General features: G+C 35.6%; 14 protein-coding genes. 6 read left to right on the top strand and 8 right to left on the bottom strand.

The window, feature by feature from the left end:
* Positions 1-229 precede the first annotated feature (229 nt).
* Complete coding sequence (locus ACVWNY_RS04935; RefSeq protein WP_218324705.1) at positions 230-1,591, top strand: peptidoglycan DD-metalloendopeptidase family protein; 1,362 nt, start codon at positions 230-232, stop codon at positions 1,589-1,591.
* A gap of 89 nt (positions 1,592-1,680) precedes the next feature.
* Here ACVWNY_RS04935 and budA read toward each other — a convergent pair whose 3' ends face one another.
* Both budA and alsS read right to left on the bottom strand, forming a co-directional pair.
* On the bottom strand, positions 1,681-2,391 hold the full coding sequence (budA, locus tag ACVWNY_RS04930) for an acetolactate decarboxylase (RefSeq protein ID WP_218324704.1): 711 nt from the start codon (positions 2,389-2,391) through the stop codon (positions 1,681-1,683).
* A gap of 3 nt (positions 2,392-2,394) precedes the next feature.
* Positions 2,395-4,053 carry an acetolactate synthase AlsS gene (gene alsS / locus ACVWNY_RS04925; RefSeq protein WP_218324703.1) on the bottom strand — a complete coding sequence of 553 codons (1,659 nt, stop codon included), beginning with the start codon at positions 4,051-4,053 and terminating at the stop codon, positions 2,395-2,397.
* Between the two features lie 167 nt (positions 4,054-4,220).
* Between alsS and ACVWNY_RS04920 the strand changes: the two genes are divergently transcribed.
* Complete coding sequence (locus ACVWNY_RS04920; RefSeq protein ID WP_218324702.1) at positions 4,221-5,084, top strand: SPL family radical SAM protein; 864 nt, start codon at positions 4,221-4,223, stop codon at positions 5,082-5,084.
* 37 nt (positions 5,085-5,121) lie between these two features.
* On the opposite strand, the gene ACVWNY_RS04915 is transcribed toward ACVWNY_RS04920, so the two are convergent.
* Positions 5,122-7,176, bottom strand: coding sequence for an NAD(P)/FAD-dependent oxidoreductase (locus ACVWNY_RS04915; protein ID WP_218324701.1), 2,055 nt, complete (start codon positions 7,174-7,176; stop codon positions 5,122-5,124).
* 265 nt (positions 7,177-7,441) lie between these two features.
* Between ACVWNY_RS04915 and ACVWNY_RS04910 the strand changes: the two genes are divergently transcribed.
* The 3 genes from ACVWNY_RS04910 (at position 7,442) to ACVWNY_RS04900 (ending at position 9,602) form a co-directional block, all read left to right on the top strand.
* Entirely contained in the window at positions 7,442-8,326 is an 885-nt protein-coding gene (locus ACVWNY_RS04910) for a LysR family transcriptional regulator (protein WP_454071792.1), read from the top strand.
* A 74-nt stretch (positions 8,327-8,400) separates the two neighbouring features.
* Positions 8,401-8,682, top strand: coding sequence for a hypothetical protein (locus ACVWNY_RS04905; RefSeq protein ID WP_218324699.1), 282 nt, complete (start codon positions 8,401-8,403; stop codon positions 8,680-8,682).
* Positions 8,682-9,602 (top strand): LacI family DNA-binding transcriptional regulator, encoded by a 921-nt coding sequence (locus tag ACVWNY_RS04900; protein WP_218324698.1) that lies wholly within the window; start codon positions 8,682-8,684, stop codon positions 9,600-9,602. The genes ACVWNY_RS04905 and ACVWNY_RS04900 overlap by 1 nt, the downstream gene beginning before the upstream one ends.
* A 17-nt stretch (positions 9,603-9,619) precedes the next feature.
* On the opposite strand, the gene ACVWNY_RS04895 is transcribed toward ACVWNY_RS04900, so the two are convergent.
* From ACVWNY_RS04895 to ACVWNY_RS04885, 3 genes are read right to left on the bottom strand one after another with little or no spacing between them, the layout of a single operon-like run.
* On the bottom strand, positions 9,620-11,275 hold the full coding sequence (locus ACVWNY_RS04895; protein WP_218324697.1) for an amino acid ABC transporter ATP-binding/permease protein: 1,656 nt from the start codon (positions 11,273-11,275) through the stop codon (positions 9,620-9,622).
* Positions 11,276-12,985: an ABC transporter ATP-binding protein/permease gene (locus tag ACVWNY_RS04890; RefSeq protein ID WP_218324696.1), complete on the bottom strand. Its 1,710-nt coding sequence runs from the start codon at positions 12,983-12,985 to the stop codon at positions 11,276-11,278.
* Positions 12,982-13,383, bottom strand: coding sequence for a YbaN family protein (locus ACVWNY_RS04885; protein WP_218324695.1), 402 nt, complete (start codon positions 13,381-13,383; stop codon positions 12,982-12,984). Before ACVWNY_RS04885 ends, ACVWNY_RS04890 begins: the two co-directional genes overlap by 4 nt.
* A gap of 279 nt (positions 13,384-13,662) precedes the next feature.
* Here ACVWNY_RS04885 and ACVWNY_RS04880 point away from each other — a divergent pair, with 279 nt between their 5' ends.
* A complete protein-coding gene (locus ACVWNY_RS04880; protein WP_246601356.1) occupies positions 13,663-14,439 on the top strand; it encodes an SDR family NAD(P)-dependent oxidoreductase in 777 nt (258 codons plus the stop codon).
* A gap of 39 nt (positions 14,440-14,478) precedes the next feature.
* Here ACVWNY_RS04880 and ACVWNY_RS04875 read toward each other — a convergent pair whose 3' ends face one another.
* Positions 14,479-16,248 (bottom strand): 1-deoxy-D-xylulose-5-phosphate synthase, encoded by a 1,770-nt coding sequence (locus ACVWNY_RS04875; RefSeq protein ID WP_218324694.1) that lies wholly within the window; start codon positions 16,246-16,248, stop codon positions 14,479-14,481.
* Positions 16,249-16,370: 122 nt separating this feature from the next.
* Positions 16,371-17,348, bottom strand: coding sequence for a tRNA dihydrouridine synthase (locus tag ACVWNY_RS04870; protein WP_454071791.1), 978 nt, complete (start codon positions 17,346-17,348; stop codon positions 16,371-16,373).
* Positions 17,349-17,375: the final 27 nt, after the last annotated feature.

Genomic DNA, 17,375 nt, shown 5'->3' with positions numbered 1-17,375 from the left:
TTTCAACTGATAATTGGAATAAAATCAAATAATTGCGACTGTGTCAAGCTGATTTCAAGATAAATGAACTAGATTTTTATTTCAATTTGGTTACAAAAAATACGATTGGATAAAAATTCATCGTTTTTACTTTTTTCCTTCAAATATTTCTATATAATCAATTATGGTATTATCGAAGAATTGACAATAAATTATTGAGATAAATAAAAGGATTAAGTGAGGATTAAAAATGATCAAATTCAAGAAATCTACTGCATTACTAGTATGTGCACTAACGTTAGGCGGCCCTTTAGCGGCAAGTGCTGATGAATATGACCAAAAAATTGCTGAGCAAGATCAAAAAATTGCTGATTTAACTGGCCAACAGGGCGCAGTTCAAACACAACAAAGTACAATTCAACAAGAAATTACTGATTTAGAAACACAAGTAAATGATGTGTTAAAACAAAAAACAACTGAAGAAGAAAAATTAAGTGAATTAACTAGTAAAATCCAAGTTTTACAAGAAAAAATCGAAAAACGTGAAGCACGCTTAAAAGAACAAGCCAGAAATGTTCAAACAGACCAAGGTTCAATGAATCTTGTCAGTGCTGTAATCGATGCTGAATCATTTGGTGAGTTTGTTGAAAAAACAGTAGCAGTTACTAAAATGGTTTCTACAAGTAATGAAACTATGACGCAACAAAAAGCCGATAAAGATTCCTTGAAAAAACTAGAAACTGAAGCCAAAACAAAATTAGAAACCATCAACACTAAAACAAATGAATTAAAAGCACAACAAGATAAGCTAGTTGAAACAAAGCTTTCACAAGATGTAAAAGCAAATCAACTTCAAGCAAACTTAGCAACTGAAGTTAGTCAAAAGGAACAATATCAAGCACAACAAGCTGAAGCGGAAAGAAAACGTGAAGAAGCTTTGAAAGTCTTAGAAGAACAACGTAAAGCTGAAGAAGAAGCTCGTCAACAAGCCCAAAAAGAAGCCCAAGCAGCAGCAGCAAAAGCGGCTGAAGAAGCTGAAAAACAAGCAGCTGAAGCTGAGACTGCTGCACAAGCAGCGGCGGCACAAGTAGCAGCAGCTACGGCACAAGAACAAGCGCAAGTGGCTCAAACAGCTACAGATGCAACAGCAAATAATAATACAGTAGTTTCTACACCAACACCATCAACTAGCGCTCCTGCAAGTAATGCAAGTGGTTTTGCATCACCTCTAGGAATTTCATTAGTTGTTACTAGTCCTTTTGGTGGACGAGTTGATCCAACTGGTGCTTCTGGTACCCAACATGATGGTATTGATTTCGCTGGTGCAACTGGTACATCAATTTTTGCTTCAAAAGCAGGAACTGTTGTAGAATCAGGATTCCATTGGTCAGCTGGGAACCATGTTGTTATCCAACATCCAGATGGCTACTACACTTACTACATGCATATGGTTTCATCACCAAGTGTAAGTGTTGGTCAATCTGTGAGTGCTGGACAAGTATTAGGCGGCATGGGAACTACAGGTAATTCAACTGGTGTTCATTTACACTTTGGTGTATCAACAGCTTTATGGTCAGGGTTCTTAAATCCAGCACCATTACTAGGAATTTAATATTTAAAACACTTCCCTCTTTCTTATAAGAGGGTTTTTTTGCAAAAAAAAGTAGTAAAGAAAATTCCTTTACTACTTTCAACTATATACTATTCAGCTTCTTCAATATCTTTTGAAATACTATCAAAATCTATTTCTTGTTCCAAAAAGTCTTCGTCATTAATCGGAAAATGTTGACGGAACTCTTCTAGCTCTTCTAATGCGACCTTGCCTTCACTTAATTTAAAATCTAAAACATGACCACCAAAAGTACGATCATCACTAATGAAGTGAAGATGAAACCCTGCAACAGAAGCCCCATGAAATAAACTGGGGGTAAAGAAGCCAACAATCGTCCCTTTCACGTCATTTGTTTCAAATTCTGGTTGATGTCTTGCAACTTCAACAAATTTAGGATAAGGCTTTTCTTGTTTTTGCACCACCCGTACATGCATATGCTGGAAAGTTCCGGTAATTTTCACAGCAGCAAACAAGTTGGGACTTAGTTTATCTAAAATTTCTTGTTTTACTTCTTGGCTATCCTTTAATCGCTCAATTGGAAAAGTCTGTTGTTGAACGAATTTAGTAACTGCAGAATAAGTAGCCAACTCTTGACCAGTTAAAATATGGACATTTCCTTCTTCATTAACATGATAAGCAACACCGTCAAGAATAACTAATTCGCCATTCGATCCACTCAATGTCCCGATACCTAAATCACCTTGTTGCAACATATCTGAAATTGCGACTGTGCCATCCATCAAGCTTGCCATTAAACCGCCAAGCGTACCGTGTTGATATAAATAATTCAAAGTATTCACCTCTTAATAAAATTGATCTGGCAACATTGTTTTGCCTAATTCTTGGTTATCCGAATAATCAATTGGCACATCAATAATTACTGGTCCTTCTGTGTCCATTCCTTCTTTAATTGCTGCGTCTAACTCTTCAGCTGTAGTTGCTCGCAATCCTTTTGCGCCAAAACTTTCCGCATATTTTACAAAATCAACTGGACCAAATTTAACACCAGAAGATCGATCATACTTCATTTCTTCTTGAAATTCCACCATGTTATAGGCGCCATCATTCCAAATAATATGAATAATTTTTGACTTCAAACGAACTGCTGTTTCCAACTCTTGAGCTGAAAATAAAAATCCTCCATCACCTGAAATTGAAAATATTTGCGTATTTGGTCGCACTAAAGCAGCTGAAATTGCCCAAGGTAAAGCGACACCTAATGTTTGCATCCCGTTAGAAAATAGCAAACGTCTTGGTTCATAGCTTCTAAAGTGACGTGCCATCCAAATGTAATGACTCCCAACATCAACAGTTACTGTCATTTCGTCAGTCACATTTTTTTGTAAAACATTAATGGCTTCCAATGGGTGTACAACTCCATCTTGCCCTCTTTCTTGATTTTTGTCATCTATTTTCAACTTTTCTTGTAATGTTGCTAGATAATCTAATGAATCTTTTGGTAAGTGATAAGGTTCTTTAAAAGCATCTGCCAAATAATCAATATTTTGTGCAATACTTCCAATTAATTCCAATTCTGGTTGCATAAATTGGTCAATTTCCATTTGAACTTCATCAATCACAACCACATGGGCATCTTTTTCAGCATTCCAGTTTCGAGCTTCATATTCGATCGGATCATAGCCAATCGCCAAAACTAAATCACTTCGTTTCAACAACATATCGCCTGGTTGATTTCTAAATAAACCCACCCGACCAAAGAAGTCATCTTCCAATTGACGTGAAATAATTCCAGCGCCTTGGAAAGTTTCTACTACTGGTAAATGTGTTTTTGCGATTAAGTGACGAATTGCAGCTGTTTCGGCTTCTGCTGACGCACGCATACCAACTAACAAGACTGGTAATTTGGCAGCTTTAATTCTTTCGACTAAGTCTCCAATTTCTTTTTTGGAAGCTGCTCCTAGTTTTGGTGTCGCTAGTGGCTTAATTGCTTCCCCATTAACTTCTCCATCTGTGACATCTTGAGGAATAGAAAGAAAGCTTGCTCCCTTTTTAGCAGTTTTTGCAATCCGATAGCCATTCGCGATAATTTCCGATAATGTTTCTGGATCTTGAATTTCGGTACTATATTTAGTAATAGGTTCGAATAACGCAGCGTTGTCCATGCTTTGATGGGTTAATTTTGCTAAATCTGATCGCTTGACTTGACCAGCTAAAGCTAAAACAGGATCTCCTTCAGCTGTTGCAGTCACCAAGCCTGTTGCTAAATTACTCGCTCCAGGACCACTGGTAGCAATCACTACCCCTGGTTCACCAGTCAATCGCCCGATTGCCTGTGCCATAAAGGCTGCATTTTGTTCATGCCGTGCTAAAATTAATTGCGGTCCATGATCTTCTAATTCATCGAAAACACCATCAATCTTCGCACCTGGAATACCAAAAATATAAGGAACTTGATGATTTTCCAAACTTTTAACAATAATTTCTGATCCTTTTTTCGCCACTGTTATACATCTCCTAAAAATCTGTATTATTAACACTATGAATAATACCACTTAAACTCATATATATCAACAATGAAACACCGATATTTTTTGTTATATAATTTTTAGTTTGTTTTCTCGTTAAGTTTAAGATAAAATAGATACAAACATATGTTCTGGAGGTCGACATGCATTTTAAAACTTATAAAACTATTTTATCTCCTAAAAACCATTTAAATTTGTATCGCGGTTGCACTCATGGCTGTATTTATTGTGACAGTCGCAGCGACTGCTATCAATTTGATCACGTCTTTGAAGATATTCAAGTAAAATCGGATGCCCTACTTATTTTAGAAAATGAACTAAGAAAAAAAAGAAAGCCAGCTATGATTGGAACTGGGGCCATGACCGACCCCTATATGCCAATTGAAAAAAAATTACAGTTAACCCACGGCGCACTAGAATTGATAAAAAAATATGGCTTCGGTGTTAGTATTTTAACAAAATCCAATCAGATTTTAGCTGATATTGATTTATTAGAAGAAATAAATCAACAAACAAAAGCAGTTATTCAAATAACTCTCACGACCTTCAATGAAGAACTATGTAAAAAGCTTGAACCAAATGTTTCAGGTACAAAGGACCGAATTGAAGTTTTAAAAGAAGCACAAAAAAGATATATTCCGACAGTTGTGTGGTTGGGACCAATTCTGCCTTTTATTAATGATTCTATGGAAAATTTGGTGGCGTTATTAGCAGCGTGCATAGAAGTGAATGTAAAAGGTATTGTTTGTTTTGGTTTTGGAGTCACAATGCGGAGTGGAAACCGGGAGTATTTTTATCAGATGTTGGATCGTTTGTTTCCTGGAATGAAAGACAAATACCGAGGGGCGTTTGGCGAACAGTATGTCTGTAATAGTCCACATCATCAGAAATTGATGACCTATTTTATCGAGACTTGCCAAAATGCTGGAATACTTTGGCGTACAGAAGAGGTTTTTGATTACTTGCAGCAGTTTGAAACAAAGGATGAACAATTATCTTTATTCTAAAAAAAGAGGTGGAGATCAAGTCTCCACCTCTTTTCTATTAAACTGTAGCTGCTAGTTGACGATTTTTTCTGTGGACAACTGTAGCTGTTAGTTGGCGATCTTTTCCGTGAACAGCAGTTAAAATATTGGCTCTTGCTTCTTGTGAACCTTCATAAATCCGACGTGCTTGTTTGCTGTCGCCAAGATTTAAGTAAGTTGCATTATTTTCATTAGCATAAGTAACAAAATCATTTTCTAATGGTGCATCTGCTTTCATACCTAAGGCAACAAAACCTTTAGTAAATGGTAATTCTCTCTCTTCACCATTCGGCATTTTTACTAAGAAATTGTCACCACGAACTTCTAATAGTGTTGTATCTGTATGAACTTCGACATCATATTTTTCAATGACCTCCATCATTGCTAGACGGGTAATCATATCCAAATCTTTTCCTACAGTTCCTTGCATTTCCACGATAGAAACTTTTCTAGCACCACGTTCAGCGTAATACTCAACCACGTCAAGCCCGACAGCACCGCCACCAATAACAACGATTTCTTCACCTTCAAAAGTATCAAACTTAGCTAAATCCCCTAAGATATCAAAGATAGTAAAGACTTTACGATTGTCTTTGGCAAGTTCATCGTGCAATCCTTTGATTGGTGGTAATAATGGTTTCGCACCAGTTGCATTAACGATAATATCTGGTTTTTCATTCGCTAGATCATTTAAACCAAAACGTTGATTCAAATGAACAGTGATATTGTTTTCTGTCGTACGATTTTCTAAATATTCAACAAAATCATCGATTCTTTTTTTGTCTGGGAAGCGTGCAATTTCGTGAGCCAAGCCACCTAGATAATTTTTTTCTTCATATAATGAGACTTCAGCACCAATTTCAGCAGCTGTGTTGGCAGCTTCTAAAGCAGTCGTTCCACCACCGACAACGACCATCTTGATTGGATTTTTAATTTGATCTTCTTTATAAGCATCTTCGTAATATACATCTGGATTAACAGTACAACGTAGTGGTCGAGATTTAGCAATTCGATGATCGGCACAACCAATGTTACACGAAATACATTTTCTAAGTAAGGCTTCTTGTCCATTTTCAACCTTATTAGCCCAATTTGGTTCAGCTATTAAACCACGACCCATGTGTAAAATATCTGCATCGCCATTTTCTAAAATTTCAGTTGCTCTTTTTGGATCACGAATATTTCCAGAAGTTGCGATTATTTTTTCTGGGAATTTTTCTTTGACGGCTTTAGCCATATAACTTCTCCAACCATCAGGTAAATTCATTTTATCAATTTGATATTGTAATGAATCATTTAAAGCAGCGGACACATCGATTACATCTACATCTTCTGCAATAAAGTTCAATAATTCAATGGAATCTTCTAATGTATTACCATTTGGTAACATTTCATCCGCACTGATTCGCAAGAAAATTGGGAAAAATGGTCCAACTGCTTGACGAACAGCTTCGATTACTAATTTAGTAAAGCGCGCACGATTTTCTGGTGTCCCACCAAATTCGTCAGTCCGTTTGTTATAAATAGGAGAAAGAAATTGACTCAATAAATAAGAGTGTCCGGCATGGATTTCAACACTATCAAAACCAGCACGTTGGGCACGATTGGCAGCCTCACCATATTTCGCTATAATTTCATAAATTTCTTCTTTAGTTAATGGACGAGGAACGGTATTTCCTGTTTTACTTGGAATATTAGAAGCAGAAACTGGTTGAACGCCGTTCAAACGTAAACCATAAGCTGAAGCACCAGCATGGTTAATTTGTACACAGGTTTTTGTGCCATAAGCATGCATTCTTTCGTTAAATTCCCATAATCCAGGAATAAATTGGTCATTGTCCATTCTTAATTGAGTGGTTCCGTTGGTCCCCATTGGATAATCGAAACAAACATTTTCTAAAATAATTAGGCCGGTTCCACCTTTTGCTCTTTGTTCATAATATGAATAATGCTTATCATTAAAACTACCATTTTGATTCGCAAAATTAGTTCCCATCGGTGGCATTGCAATCCGATTCTTCAAGGTCATCCGTTTAATAGTTAATGGTTCAAAAATAGCTTGATATTTATTCAACTAACTCTTCCTTTCTTTTCAAGAAAAAATAACTAAAATTATTAAAAATACTGATTTCACAACGATTATAAATACACTTGAACAAATACAATTTTTCACAAATTCGTTTACAAGACCATTGTAAGAGATTTAATCAATAAAATCTAATGCTTTATTTGTATGGTAACAATAAATAAAATTTATTGATTCCTAATCAAATAACCCAGCAAATCATTATTTTTTCTGATACAATTGATGAAGAGAATTTATTAATTGAGGTGGAAGAATGAATTTAAGACAATTGGAGTATTTTTTAACTTTAGCAGAGACGGAACATATGACAAAAGCTGCCAAAGAACTAAAAACTTCTCAGCCAAATATTAGTCATGCGATGTCTAGCCTGGAGCAAGAGTTAGGTATTGCTTTGTTTGAAAAAGAGGGCAGAAATATTAAGCTTTCCCGTTACGGAAAAATATTTTACAGTTACGTCGCACCTTCTTTAAAGGAAATTGGCGAGGGACAAAAATTTTTACAGGAAATAGCCAAACCGACAACTACAGAAATAAAGTTTGGCTTCATTTATACCATGGGATCCAAAGTAGCACCAAAAATTGTCAAAGATTTTATTGAAGAACATCCTGAAGGATTGATTCAATTTGAATTCTTTCAAGGGACGTCGGCCCAAATGATTCAAATGTTAAAAGACGATGTCATTGATGTGGGGATTTGTTCCAAAGTGCAACAATCTTCTGAAATCCAATATTCGATTATTTATCAAGAAAAATTGGTTTTGGTAGTACCAGAAAAACATCCTCTTGCTTTACTGGAACAGACCTATTTAGCAGATATCATGAATTATCCTTTGGTTTATTTTACAAAGTATAGTGGTCTGCGTACTTATTTGGACGAAGTAATGACTGATTTAGATCTTCACCCTAAGATTGCTTGTGAATTAGATGAAGACCACAGTGTTCTTGGATTTGTTGAGAATAACTTTGGGATTGCGATTATGCCAGATATTCCTTCGATTAGTTCTTATAAAGTGAAGAAGATTGAAATTGAAGATTCTCTGCCTGACCGTAACATTTTTTTAGCTACAAGAAAAAATAAAATTCCACTTCCAATTGTAAAAGAATTTTGGGATTTTTGCCGGCATCAATTTCGTCTATAAAAATTTTGACAAAAAGCTTGCATTGAAACTCGTTTCATAAATTATACTCAATTTATCAAAAGGAGGAATCATTTATGAACACGATTATGACTATTCAATCAGGTACAGAAATCCAAAATTTTGCAGTTGAAATATTTTTTGAAAAAAATTTCTTGCGTATTTTAAGTTCCCACAGTTTTCGTCGAGAGTTAATGGTAGATGTCCCTCTAAGAGAACTACAACATTTGTATTTCGATGAATTTATTGGTGGTAAACGCGTCAGCTTTGTTTATCAAAATAAACATTATTTCTTCTATCAAAACGGCACTGGTGTGATAGAATATTTACAACAACATTTGGTAAGTGAGGCTGTATAATGACAACGATTCGTGACATTGCTAAAATCACAGGTTATTCAGTATCAACAATCTCTCGGGTAATCAATGAATTCCCTTATGTAGATGAAGAAAAACGTCAAAAAGTGCTAGCAATAATGGACGAATTAAATTATGTCCCTAATCGTTTGGCGCAAAATTTAAGCCATGGTGAAACAAAACATGTAGGGGTTGTAATTCCATTTTTAAATGCCTCATACTACAATCAATTGTTAAAAGGCATTATGTCAGAAGCTTTTAAATATACCTATAAAGTCACTTTATTGCCAACAAATCACGACCCAGAATTAGAAATGAATTATTTAAAAGAATTTGCACAAAAAAGTTTTGATGGATTGATTATTTCAAGTCGCTCCAATCCCACCAAAGTTTTTAAAGAATACCTGAAATATGGCCCAATTGTTTTTTGTGAAGATATAGCAGAATTACCGGTAGCAACTTCTTATATTGATTTAGAGGCGTCACTCTCGGAAACTATGCTGTATTTAAAAGATCTCGGCATGAAAAAAATTGGTCTAACTTTAGGCAGAAGTCACGATATTAGTCGGAATTCTCGTTTAGCAGTAAAACTTGCCCACGAAATCTTTCCAACATTTGATGAAAAAAATATTTTTTGGGATTGTTGCGATGCTGAAGATGGCATTCAAGCTGCTGCTTTTTTTGAAAAACATCCAGTCGAGGCGATCGTTGTTAACGGCGATGATGTAGCTGCCAATATTTTATTGCATCACAAAGGGAAAAAACCGATTGTGGTGGGACGTGAAAATTTATTGGTCAGTGAAGTTTTGCAATTTTCAACTGTGGACCACCATTTAAAAGAATGTGGTGAAACAGCTTTTCGTCTCTTTCATACAGGTAGTATTCAGCAAATTCGTCATCCCCATACCTTTATTAAACGCTAACAGCTGACAAACATTTGTCAGCTGTTAGTGTTTTTTATTTTGAGTTTATGATTAGTTAATTCATATTGTTTTTGAGTAATAGCTAAAGTAGTCTCCCGATGAGAAATTAACAAAACGGTTTTATGTTTCAATTCAGAGGTTAAAGTATTTAAAATGGCTTGCTCATTTAAATAATCCAAGTTACTAGTAGGTTCATCTAAAAGTAAAAATGGTGCATCATGTAGAAATAATCTCGCCAACCCAATCCGTTGTCGCTCACCATCTGAAACAGTTCGTTCGTTTCCGCCAATCACTGTATTATAACCATCTGGCAAAGTCTCAATCCATTCTGACAATGCCGCTTTTTCAGCAGCCAATTTTATTTCAGCATTTGTTGCAGTACTTTTTCCAATCGCAATATTAGCCGCTAAAGTATCTTCAAAAATAAAAGTCTGTTGTTCCATGACACCTTCAATTTGATGCAAAGTTGTTTCATCGATCGTTTTTAAGTCATGATGATTCATTTGTAAATAGCCACTTTGAGGATCCCAGTAACGCATCAATAATTTGATTAACGTGCTTTTTCCGTTACCACTCTCACCACCTATTCCGATAATTTCTCCGTGACGAATTGACAAACTTAAATCCTTTAAAACTTCCTTTGTATCATAGGAAAAAGATACATCTGTTAAACCAGCCGTTGCAAAATTTGCCAATGTTTGTTGACTATTTTGAAAAGTAACTGCTGCTGCTTCATTCGTCAGTTGATAAAGCCTTCTTCCACTGGCAAAAGTTGTCAACAGTGCACTGCCTAAACCGCTTAGTGCTAGAACAGGACCAAAAGAACTCAAGCTTAATACCACACTGACTACAACTATTTCACTACTTAAATGAAGCTGATTGGCTAGTACAAAAATTGCGATAGCCGTTATTAATAAAACTGTTTCGCTAAATATTTTTAAAAAGCTTTCTTGTTTTAAGCGACGGTCATATTGTTGATTTAATTTTTTACCTGCCTGATCAAGTTTGGTTAAACGATCAGAAGCAAGCTGATATTGATCGATATCTGTTAGACTAGCAACATTTTCCATAACATTTTGGTTTAATTGGACGAAGGCCGCTTGATAATCATCACCTAACTGACTACTTTTTCGATAACCAAATATTGGAATGAAAATACCAACGACAATTTGTCCAATCAGCAAAACTATTGCTAATAATAGATTATAACTTGCTAAAAAAATAAAAGTCACTATCGTGGTACCGGTCGCAATCAGCACTGGAGAAATTGTGTGGGCAAAAAATACCTCTAAAGCTTCGACGTCTGAAGTAATAGCTGTGACTAAATCACCACTATTTTTCCCACTTAATTTGCCCGGACCTAATCTTCTAACTGTTGCAAAAATATAATCACGAATATCTGCCAATAAACTAAAAGCAATGTCATGGTTTAAATATTGCTCTAAATAGCGACAAACACCTCTTAAAACACCACAAAAAACCATGATTATTAATGGTCGAAACCCCTGTGACATTTCGCCACCAATTAAGCGCAACAAAGAAATTACGCCGACTATTGGAATCGCAATGACAGCCAAATTGCTAATAATTCCTAAAAGGACAGCTAAAGCAACTTTTTTCTTTTCGCTGAACACAAAAGATAATAGCCAGCGAATAATTGTTTTCTCTTTCATCTATTGCCCTCCCGAAAATACTTCGACTTCTTCAGCAAAATAATTATTAAAGTAGCCTGTTTGGGCTTGTAGCTCTTCTGGCGTTCCCGCCTCGACGATTCTTCCATTTTCAAACACATAAATTTGATCCGCAGATAGTACATTGTATAAACGATGAGAGATAAAAATAATAATTTTTTTCTGTGCCAGTTGTTTCAAACAATCTAGAATAATTTCTTCACTTGCTAAATCAACACCTGAGGTAATTTCATCAAAAATATAAACATCAGATTTTTTTAATAAAGCTCGCGCTAATAGCAATCGTTGTCTCTGACCTCCAGATAAATCACTGCCATTTTCATTTAAAATTTCATCTAATTGATAGGGTCTACCTTTTACAAAATCAATTAATTGAACCTCTGATAAAACTCGCCACAATTCTGTTTCACTGGCTGTTTTATTACCCAATAATAAATTATCACGAATACTCATCGGATAAATGTAACCCTTATTATCCACCAAAGTACTTAAATTCGTCAGGCTTTTATGACTTAGCTCTTGCAACTCTAATTGATCCCAAACAATTTGACCCTGATAATCTTGAAAGCGATGAAGCATCAGTTGAACTAAAGTGCTTTTTCCAGAACCAGATTGGCCCACTATCGCTGTGAAATGTCCTTTTTTGAATTCGAGGGAGACATCTTTTAAAGCCAGCGCATAATCCGTATAGCCAAAATCGACATGTTTGAATTGAATTTCACTGACATGATTCATATCTTTTTCACCATAGATCTGTTCTGGTAACGCCAAATAATCAAATAGTTTTTTACAAGCACTGATCCCATTCATTGCTACATGAAATAATGAACCTAACTGACGCATGGGAATAAAAAATTCAGCTCCTAATAAAACGAACATTAAAACACCCATGATTGATATTTGTCCATTTTGATAACTGATTAAAGCTAAACCAATCCCTAATGCCGCACCAGAATAAGAAATAATATCCATTACGGTAATCGAATTTAATTGCATCGACAATAATCGCATGGTAATTTTTCTGAATTGCTCTGCACTGTCTTTTGCATTTTTTTGTCGTGCTTCATCTTGATGATAAGCCTTTAAGGTTGCTAAGCCACTTAGGTTTTCATGAAATTTTGCGCCCAAGTCAGTATAACGGGTCCAATATTTATCTAATATCTTTTTAGCAATTTTCATAACACTCATGATAACAACTGGAATCAGTGGCATGCAGATTAACAAAATAATTGCTGGGAAAACCGCAAATTGCACTAAGGTAGCAAAAATTAACAAAGAAGCCAAGACACAATAAAATAATTGTGGTAAAAAACGCGCATAATAAATTTCTAACTGTTCAATTCCATCAACAGATAGTTGCGCCAAAGTTGCTTGTGGTAATTGCTCTTGACTTTTCCCTAAACGAAAGGCTTTTGTCATTACTTGGTGACGCAGTTTTAAACGTAAATCTGCCGAAGCTCTATATGTTAAGCGCTCTGACCACTTGTTACTCAATGCTTTTAAGATAATGACTGCTATCAAGGTCAAAATTAATGGCAACAAATTGACTGGCTCTCCAGCGAGGTAATTCGCTAGCTTACCAGCAATTTGCCACCACATAATGATAGATAGAGCCAAAGAAAAAAGTCTGACTAAGACTAGCTTAATCAGATTTTTCTTCTCAGTTAATTTAAATAAACGCTGATCAATCAATCTAGTTCACCTATCTTTTCAGACTTAAATTTTCGAGCTTTCTTCCCTCTTAAATACCAAGTTAAGCCAATAACGTGACATATATAGACAACTGCTAATGAGATTCGCATGATAGTATTGTCTACCAACAAGCCAGGAATCAAGAAAATAATAAAGATCATCAAGAACATCCGAATCATACCTTTATTAGTAATCTTCTTTTCAATAATGGGACTTTTCACATATCGCTGATACTTATCAGATTGAACAAATTTTTGATACAATTTATCTGAACTTCTTAACCAAAAAAAGCCAGTTAATAAATAAAAGACTGTTGTCGGTAAAAACGGTAGAAAAATACCCAGCGTTCCTAATGCAAAGGTCATGCTACCTAAGAAAATAAATAATCCTTTCTTCATCTCAACACTCCTACTTTTTTGTTAAGTATAACACACAGAAAAATGATTGAGAATCATTATCAGTATTTTTTTACAAAAAAAGTTTGTTTTTAGCACTTTTCTACAATTTTTTTTATGCTTTTCTTTTTTTAATTCAGATACCTTTATAAAATTGCTTGTTTTAGATCTTAAAAATGCAATAGATTAAATTATTTTTTGAGGGGCCACTATGATTGTGTTGGTAGAACATTCACAATTGCGTTATACTAATAATAGTTGTTATAGAAAGGGGTTTCAATTATGTCAAATTTGTTTAATTTATCAGGGAAAGTCGCAATTGTAACAGGAGCATCTTCCGGTCTAGGTGCAGATGCTGCCAGAGCTTATGCTGAAAACGGTGCGGATGTCGCTCTTTTTGCAAGACGTGCAGAAAAACTAGAACAAGTGGCTGCTGATATTGAAAAAATGGGCCGCAAAGCGTTAGTTGTACCGACTGATGTAACAAACGAAGAAGCAGTTAAAGCAGGGGTTCAAAAAGTTATTGATACCTTTGGAAAAATTGATATTTTACTGAACAATGCCGGAATTGCTATCGGTGGTGGCGTTGAAGATATCTCTGAAAAAGATTGGGATACCGGGATGAATATCAATGTTAAAGGTCCATTCTTCATGAGTAAATATGTGGTCCCTCATATGCGCAAAGCTAAATACGGTAAAATTGTTAACATCGCTTCGGTGAACGCAATTATTGCTGATAAAATTCCCGTTTTATGGCGCCATAACTATAACGCATCAAAAGATGCAGTTCGTGGCTTAACAATGGGGATGGCCGCTTCTTATGCGCAAGATAATATCACTGTAAACTCAGTAGGTCCTGGTCTTTTCGAAAGTGAAATGACAGAAGGCACCCTATTCAAAAACGATGATTTCTTAAAAGGATACAACTTTAACACACCAGCTTCTCGTCCTGGTAAACGAGGAGAATTAAATGGCGCTCTTTTATTCTTCTCATCTGATGCTTCAAGTTATGTAACTGGTCAATTTATTACTGTTGACGGTGGTGCAACCATCGTTTAGTCAAAAAAGGTAGCCAACTTTTTAGCTGGCTACCTTTTCTTATATTTTTGCCAGAATTTTACGGACAATCTGATCAGTAGTCAGCCCACTATCTGCTAACAATTCTGTCGCTTCAAACCGATCATGAAAAGCTTTTTCCAATCCATAATTCTGGATGTGTAAATCAGAATCACCTAAGTAACTGGCGATTGTTTGACCATACCCACCATCTAAAATCCCATCTTCTAATGTTACAACCACTTGATGATTTTCTTTTAAGGAATCTAACAATTCAGTATCTAAACCAGAAATAAATTTTGGATTAATCAAGGTAGACTGTAAATCTAGTTTTTCTTTTAAGTCAGCAGCTACTTTTTCCGCTAAAGAATAAAAATTCCCCACACCAATCAAAGCAACTTTTGAACCTTTTGCTACCACTTGATTTTTGAATAATTGACTATAATCAGTCACATCCTTTTTGCCCGTCTCAATTAAATCACCCACTGGTACTCGAATCGCTACAGGATGATTGGTTTGCTCAAGTGACCAATCTAACATGGCCAAATATTCTTCTTTATTTGTGGGTGCTAAATAAACCAAATTAGGAATATGACTTAGAAAAGGAATGTCAAATATGCCCAAATGACTTTCATCATTCATGCTATTAACCGAAGCCCCATAAACTAAAATTGTGCCTGGTAAATCATTTAAAGCTAAATCATGAGAGATTTGATCATAACTTCTTTGCATGAAGGTTGAATAAACTGCCCAAACTGGTTTTGCACCATTTTTTGCTAAACCAGCTGTCATAGTTGCTGCCTGTTCTTCAGCAATACCTACATCAACAAATTGTTTCCCTGCTTGTTGACGCTGTGCTTGATTAAATAAAAGCATTGGCGTACCTGCATTAATCGCGACAATTTTAGGATCCTTCGCCATTTTTTCTAGTAAGAATTCTGCTGTAACACTACTATAAGTGGCGGGATGATTTCCACTACCAAGATATTCTCCTGTCGTCAGACTAAATGGTCCCCCAGCATGAAATTGCTCACGATTTTCTTCTGCAAATTTAAATCCTTTTCCTTTAACCGTATGAATATGCAATAAAACTGGATGATTCACATCTTTCACCGTTTCAAATAAACTGATTAAAGCTGTTAAATCATTTCCATCATTTAAATAGTAATAGTCAAAGCCTAATGCCTTGAAAAAATTATTTTCTACTTGACCGTTTGATTCTCTTAGAGCCTTCAAGTTGCCATAAAGACCGCCAAAATTATCAGCGATGGATTGATCATTATCATTAACAATAACAATCGTGTTGGTTCCTTGTTCAACAATATTATTTAAACCTTCATAAGCCAAACCACCAGAAAGTGACCCATCACCAATCACAGCCACTACATTACTATTTTCATTTTTCAAGTCGCGAGCTTTAGCCACGCCATTAGCTAATGATAAAGAAGTAGAAGTATGACCCACCGTAAATAAATCATGCTCACTTTCTTTTGGATTAGTATAACCAGAAAAATCATCATAATGCGCTGCATCAGTAAATGCTTGCATCCGACCTGTCAACATTTTGTGAATATAAGATTGATGAGAAACATCAAAAATAAATTTGTCTCGCGGTGAATCAAAAACATAATGCAAAGCAACTGTCATCTCTACTACCCCTAAATTTGGGCCATTGTGTCCGCCATGACTGCTAATTTTTTCCAATAAAGCTTGACGAGCTTCAGTTGACACTTGTAGTAATTCTTCAGGTGATAAGTTTTTTAAATCTTGTGGTCCTTCAATTTTTTCTAATAACGTTTTTTGTAATAACATGATATTTCCCCTTTCGTACTTGAACATCCTACAACTTAAAGTGGACTTTAAGTCAAGCACAAAAAGAAAAAAATTTTGAAATAAAATGAAAAAGCCTCAGATCCCTCTGAGACTCAAGCTTATTATGCAAATATTTCTGGTCTTTCTTGCTGGAATTCAGCTAAGATTTCTCTGACTTGTTGGGTGGATTTTGTATTCATCAATTTCACACGTAAATCATTGGCTCCCGGAAATCCTTTGATATATATTTTGAAGAATCGATGTAAACCAACGATTGAACGAGGAACTTTTTCTGCAAACTGATCTTGTAAATCAATTTGTAATTGTAGCAAACCAATCAATTCTTTTGGTGTATGATTTTGTGGTTCTTTTTCAAAAGCATAAGGATTCTTGAAAATCCCACGACCAATCATTATCCCATCAACGCCGTACTTTTCAGCTAACTCTATACCCATCTGGCGATCTGAAATATCTCCATTAATAGTAATCAATGTATCGGGCGCAATTTTATCCCGTAAAGCAATAATTTGAGGAATCACTTCCCAATGGGCATCTACTTTGCTCATTTCTTTTCTTGTCCGTAAATGAACCGACAAATTAGCAATATCTTGTTTTAATAAATGACTGATCCAAGCTTCAAGTTCAGCCATTTCATTAAAACCAATACGTGTTTTGACACTCACTGGTAAGCCACCTGCTTTGGCCGCCTGAATTAATTCAGCAGCAACATCTGGTCGTAGAATCAGCCCGCTGCCTTTTCCTCTCTCAGCAACATTTGGCACCGGACAACCCATGTTCAAATCAATACCACTAAAGCCCATTTCCGCAAGACTGATACTCATCTCTTTGAAAAATTCTGGTTTATCACCCCAAATATGTGCTACCATCGGTTGTTCATCTTCAGTAAAAGTCAATCGTCCACGAACACTTTCGATTCCTTCCGGATGGCAAAAGCTATCTGAATTAGTAAACTCAGTAAAAAATACGTCGGGTGCGCCAGCCTCCTTGACTACATGACGAAAAACGACATCAGTCACATCTTCCATTGGTGCTAGTATAAAAAAGGGCTTTGGTAAATCAGCCCAAAAATTGTTGCTCATTATCTATTCTTCCTCCTATTACGCTTA

The sequence above is a fragment of the Enterococcus sp. JNUCC 77 genome (genome assembly GCF_054819945.1).
This window is presented reverse-complemented; position numbering and strand designations above follow the sequence as displayed.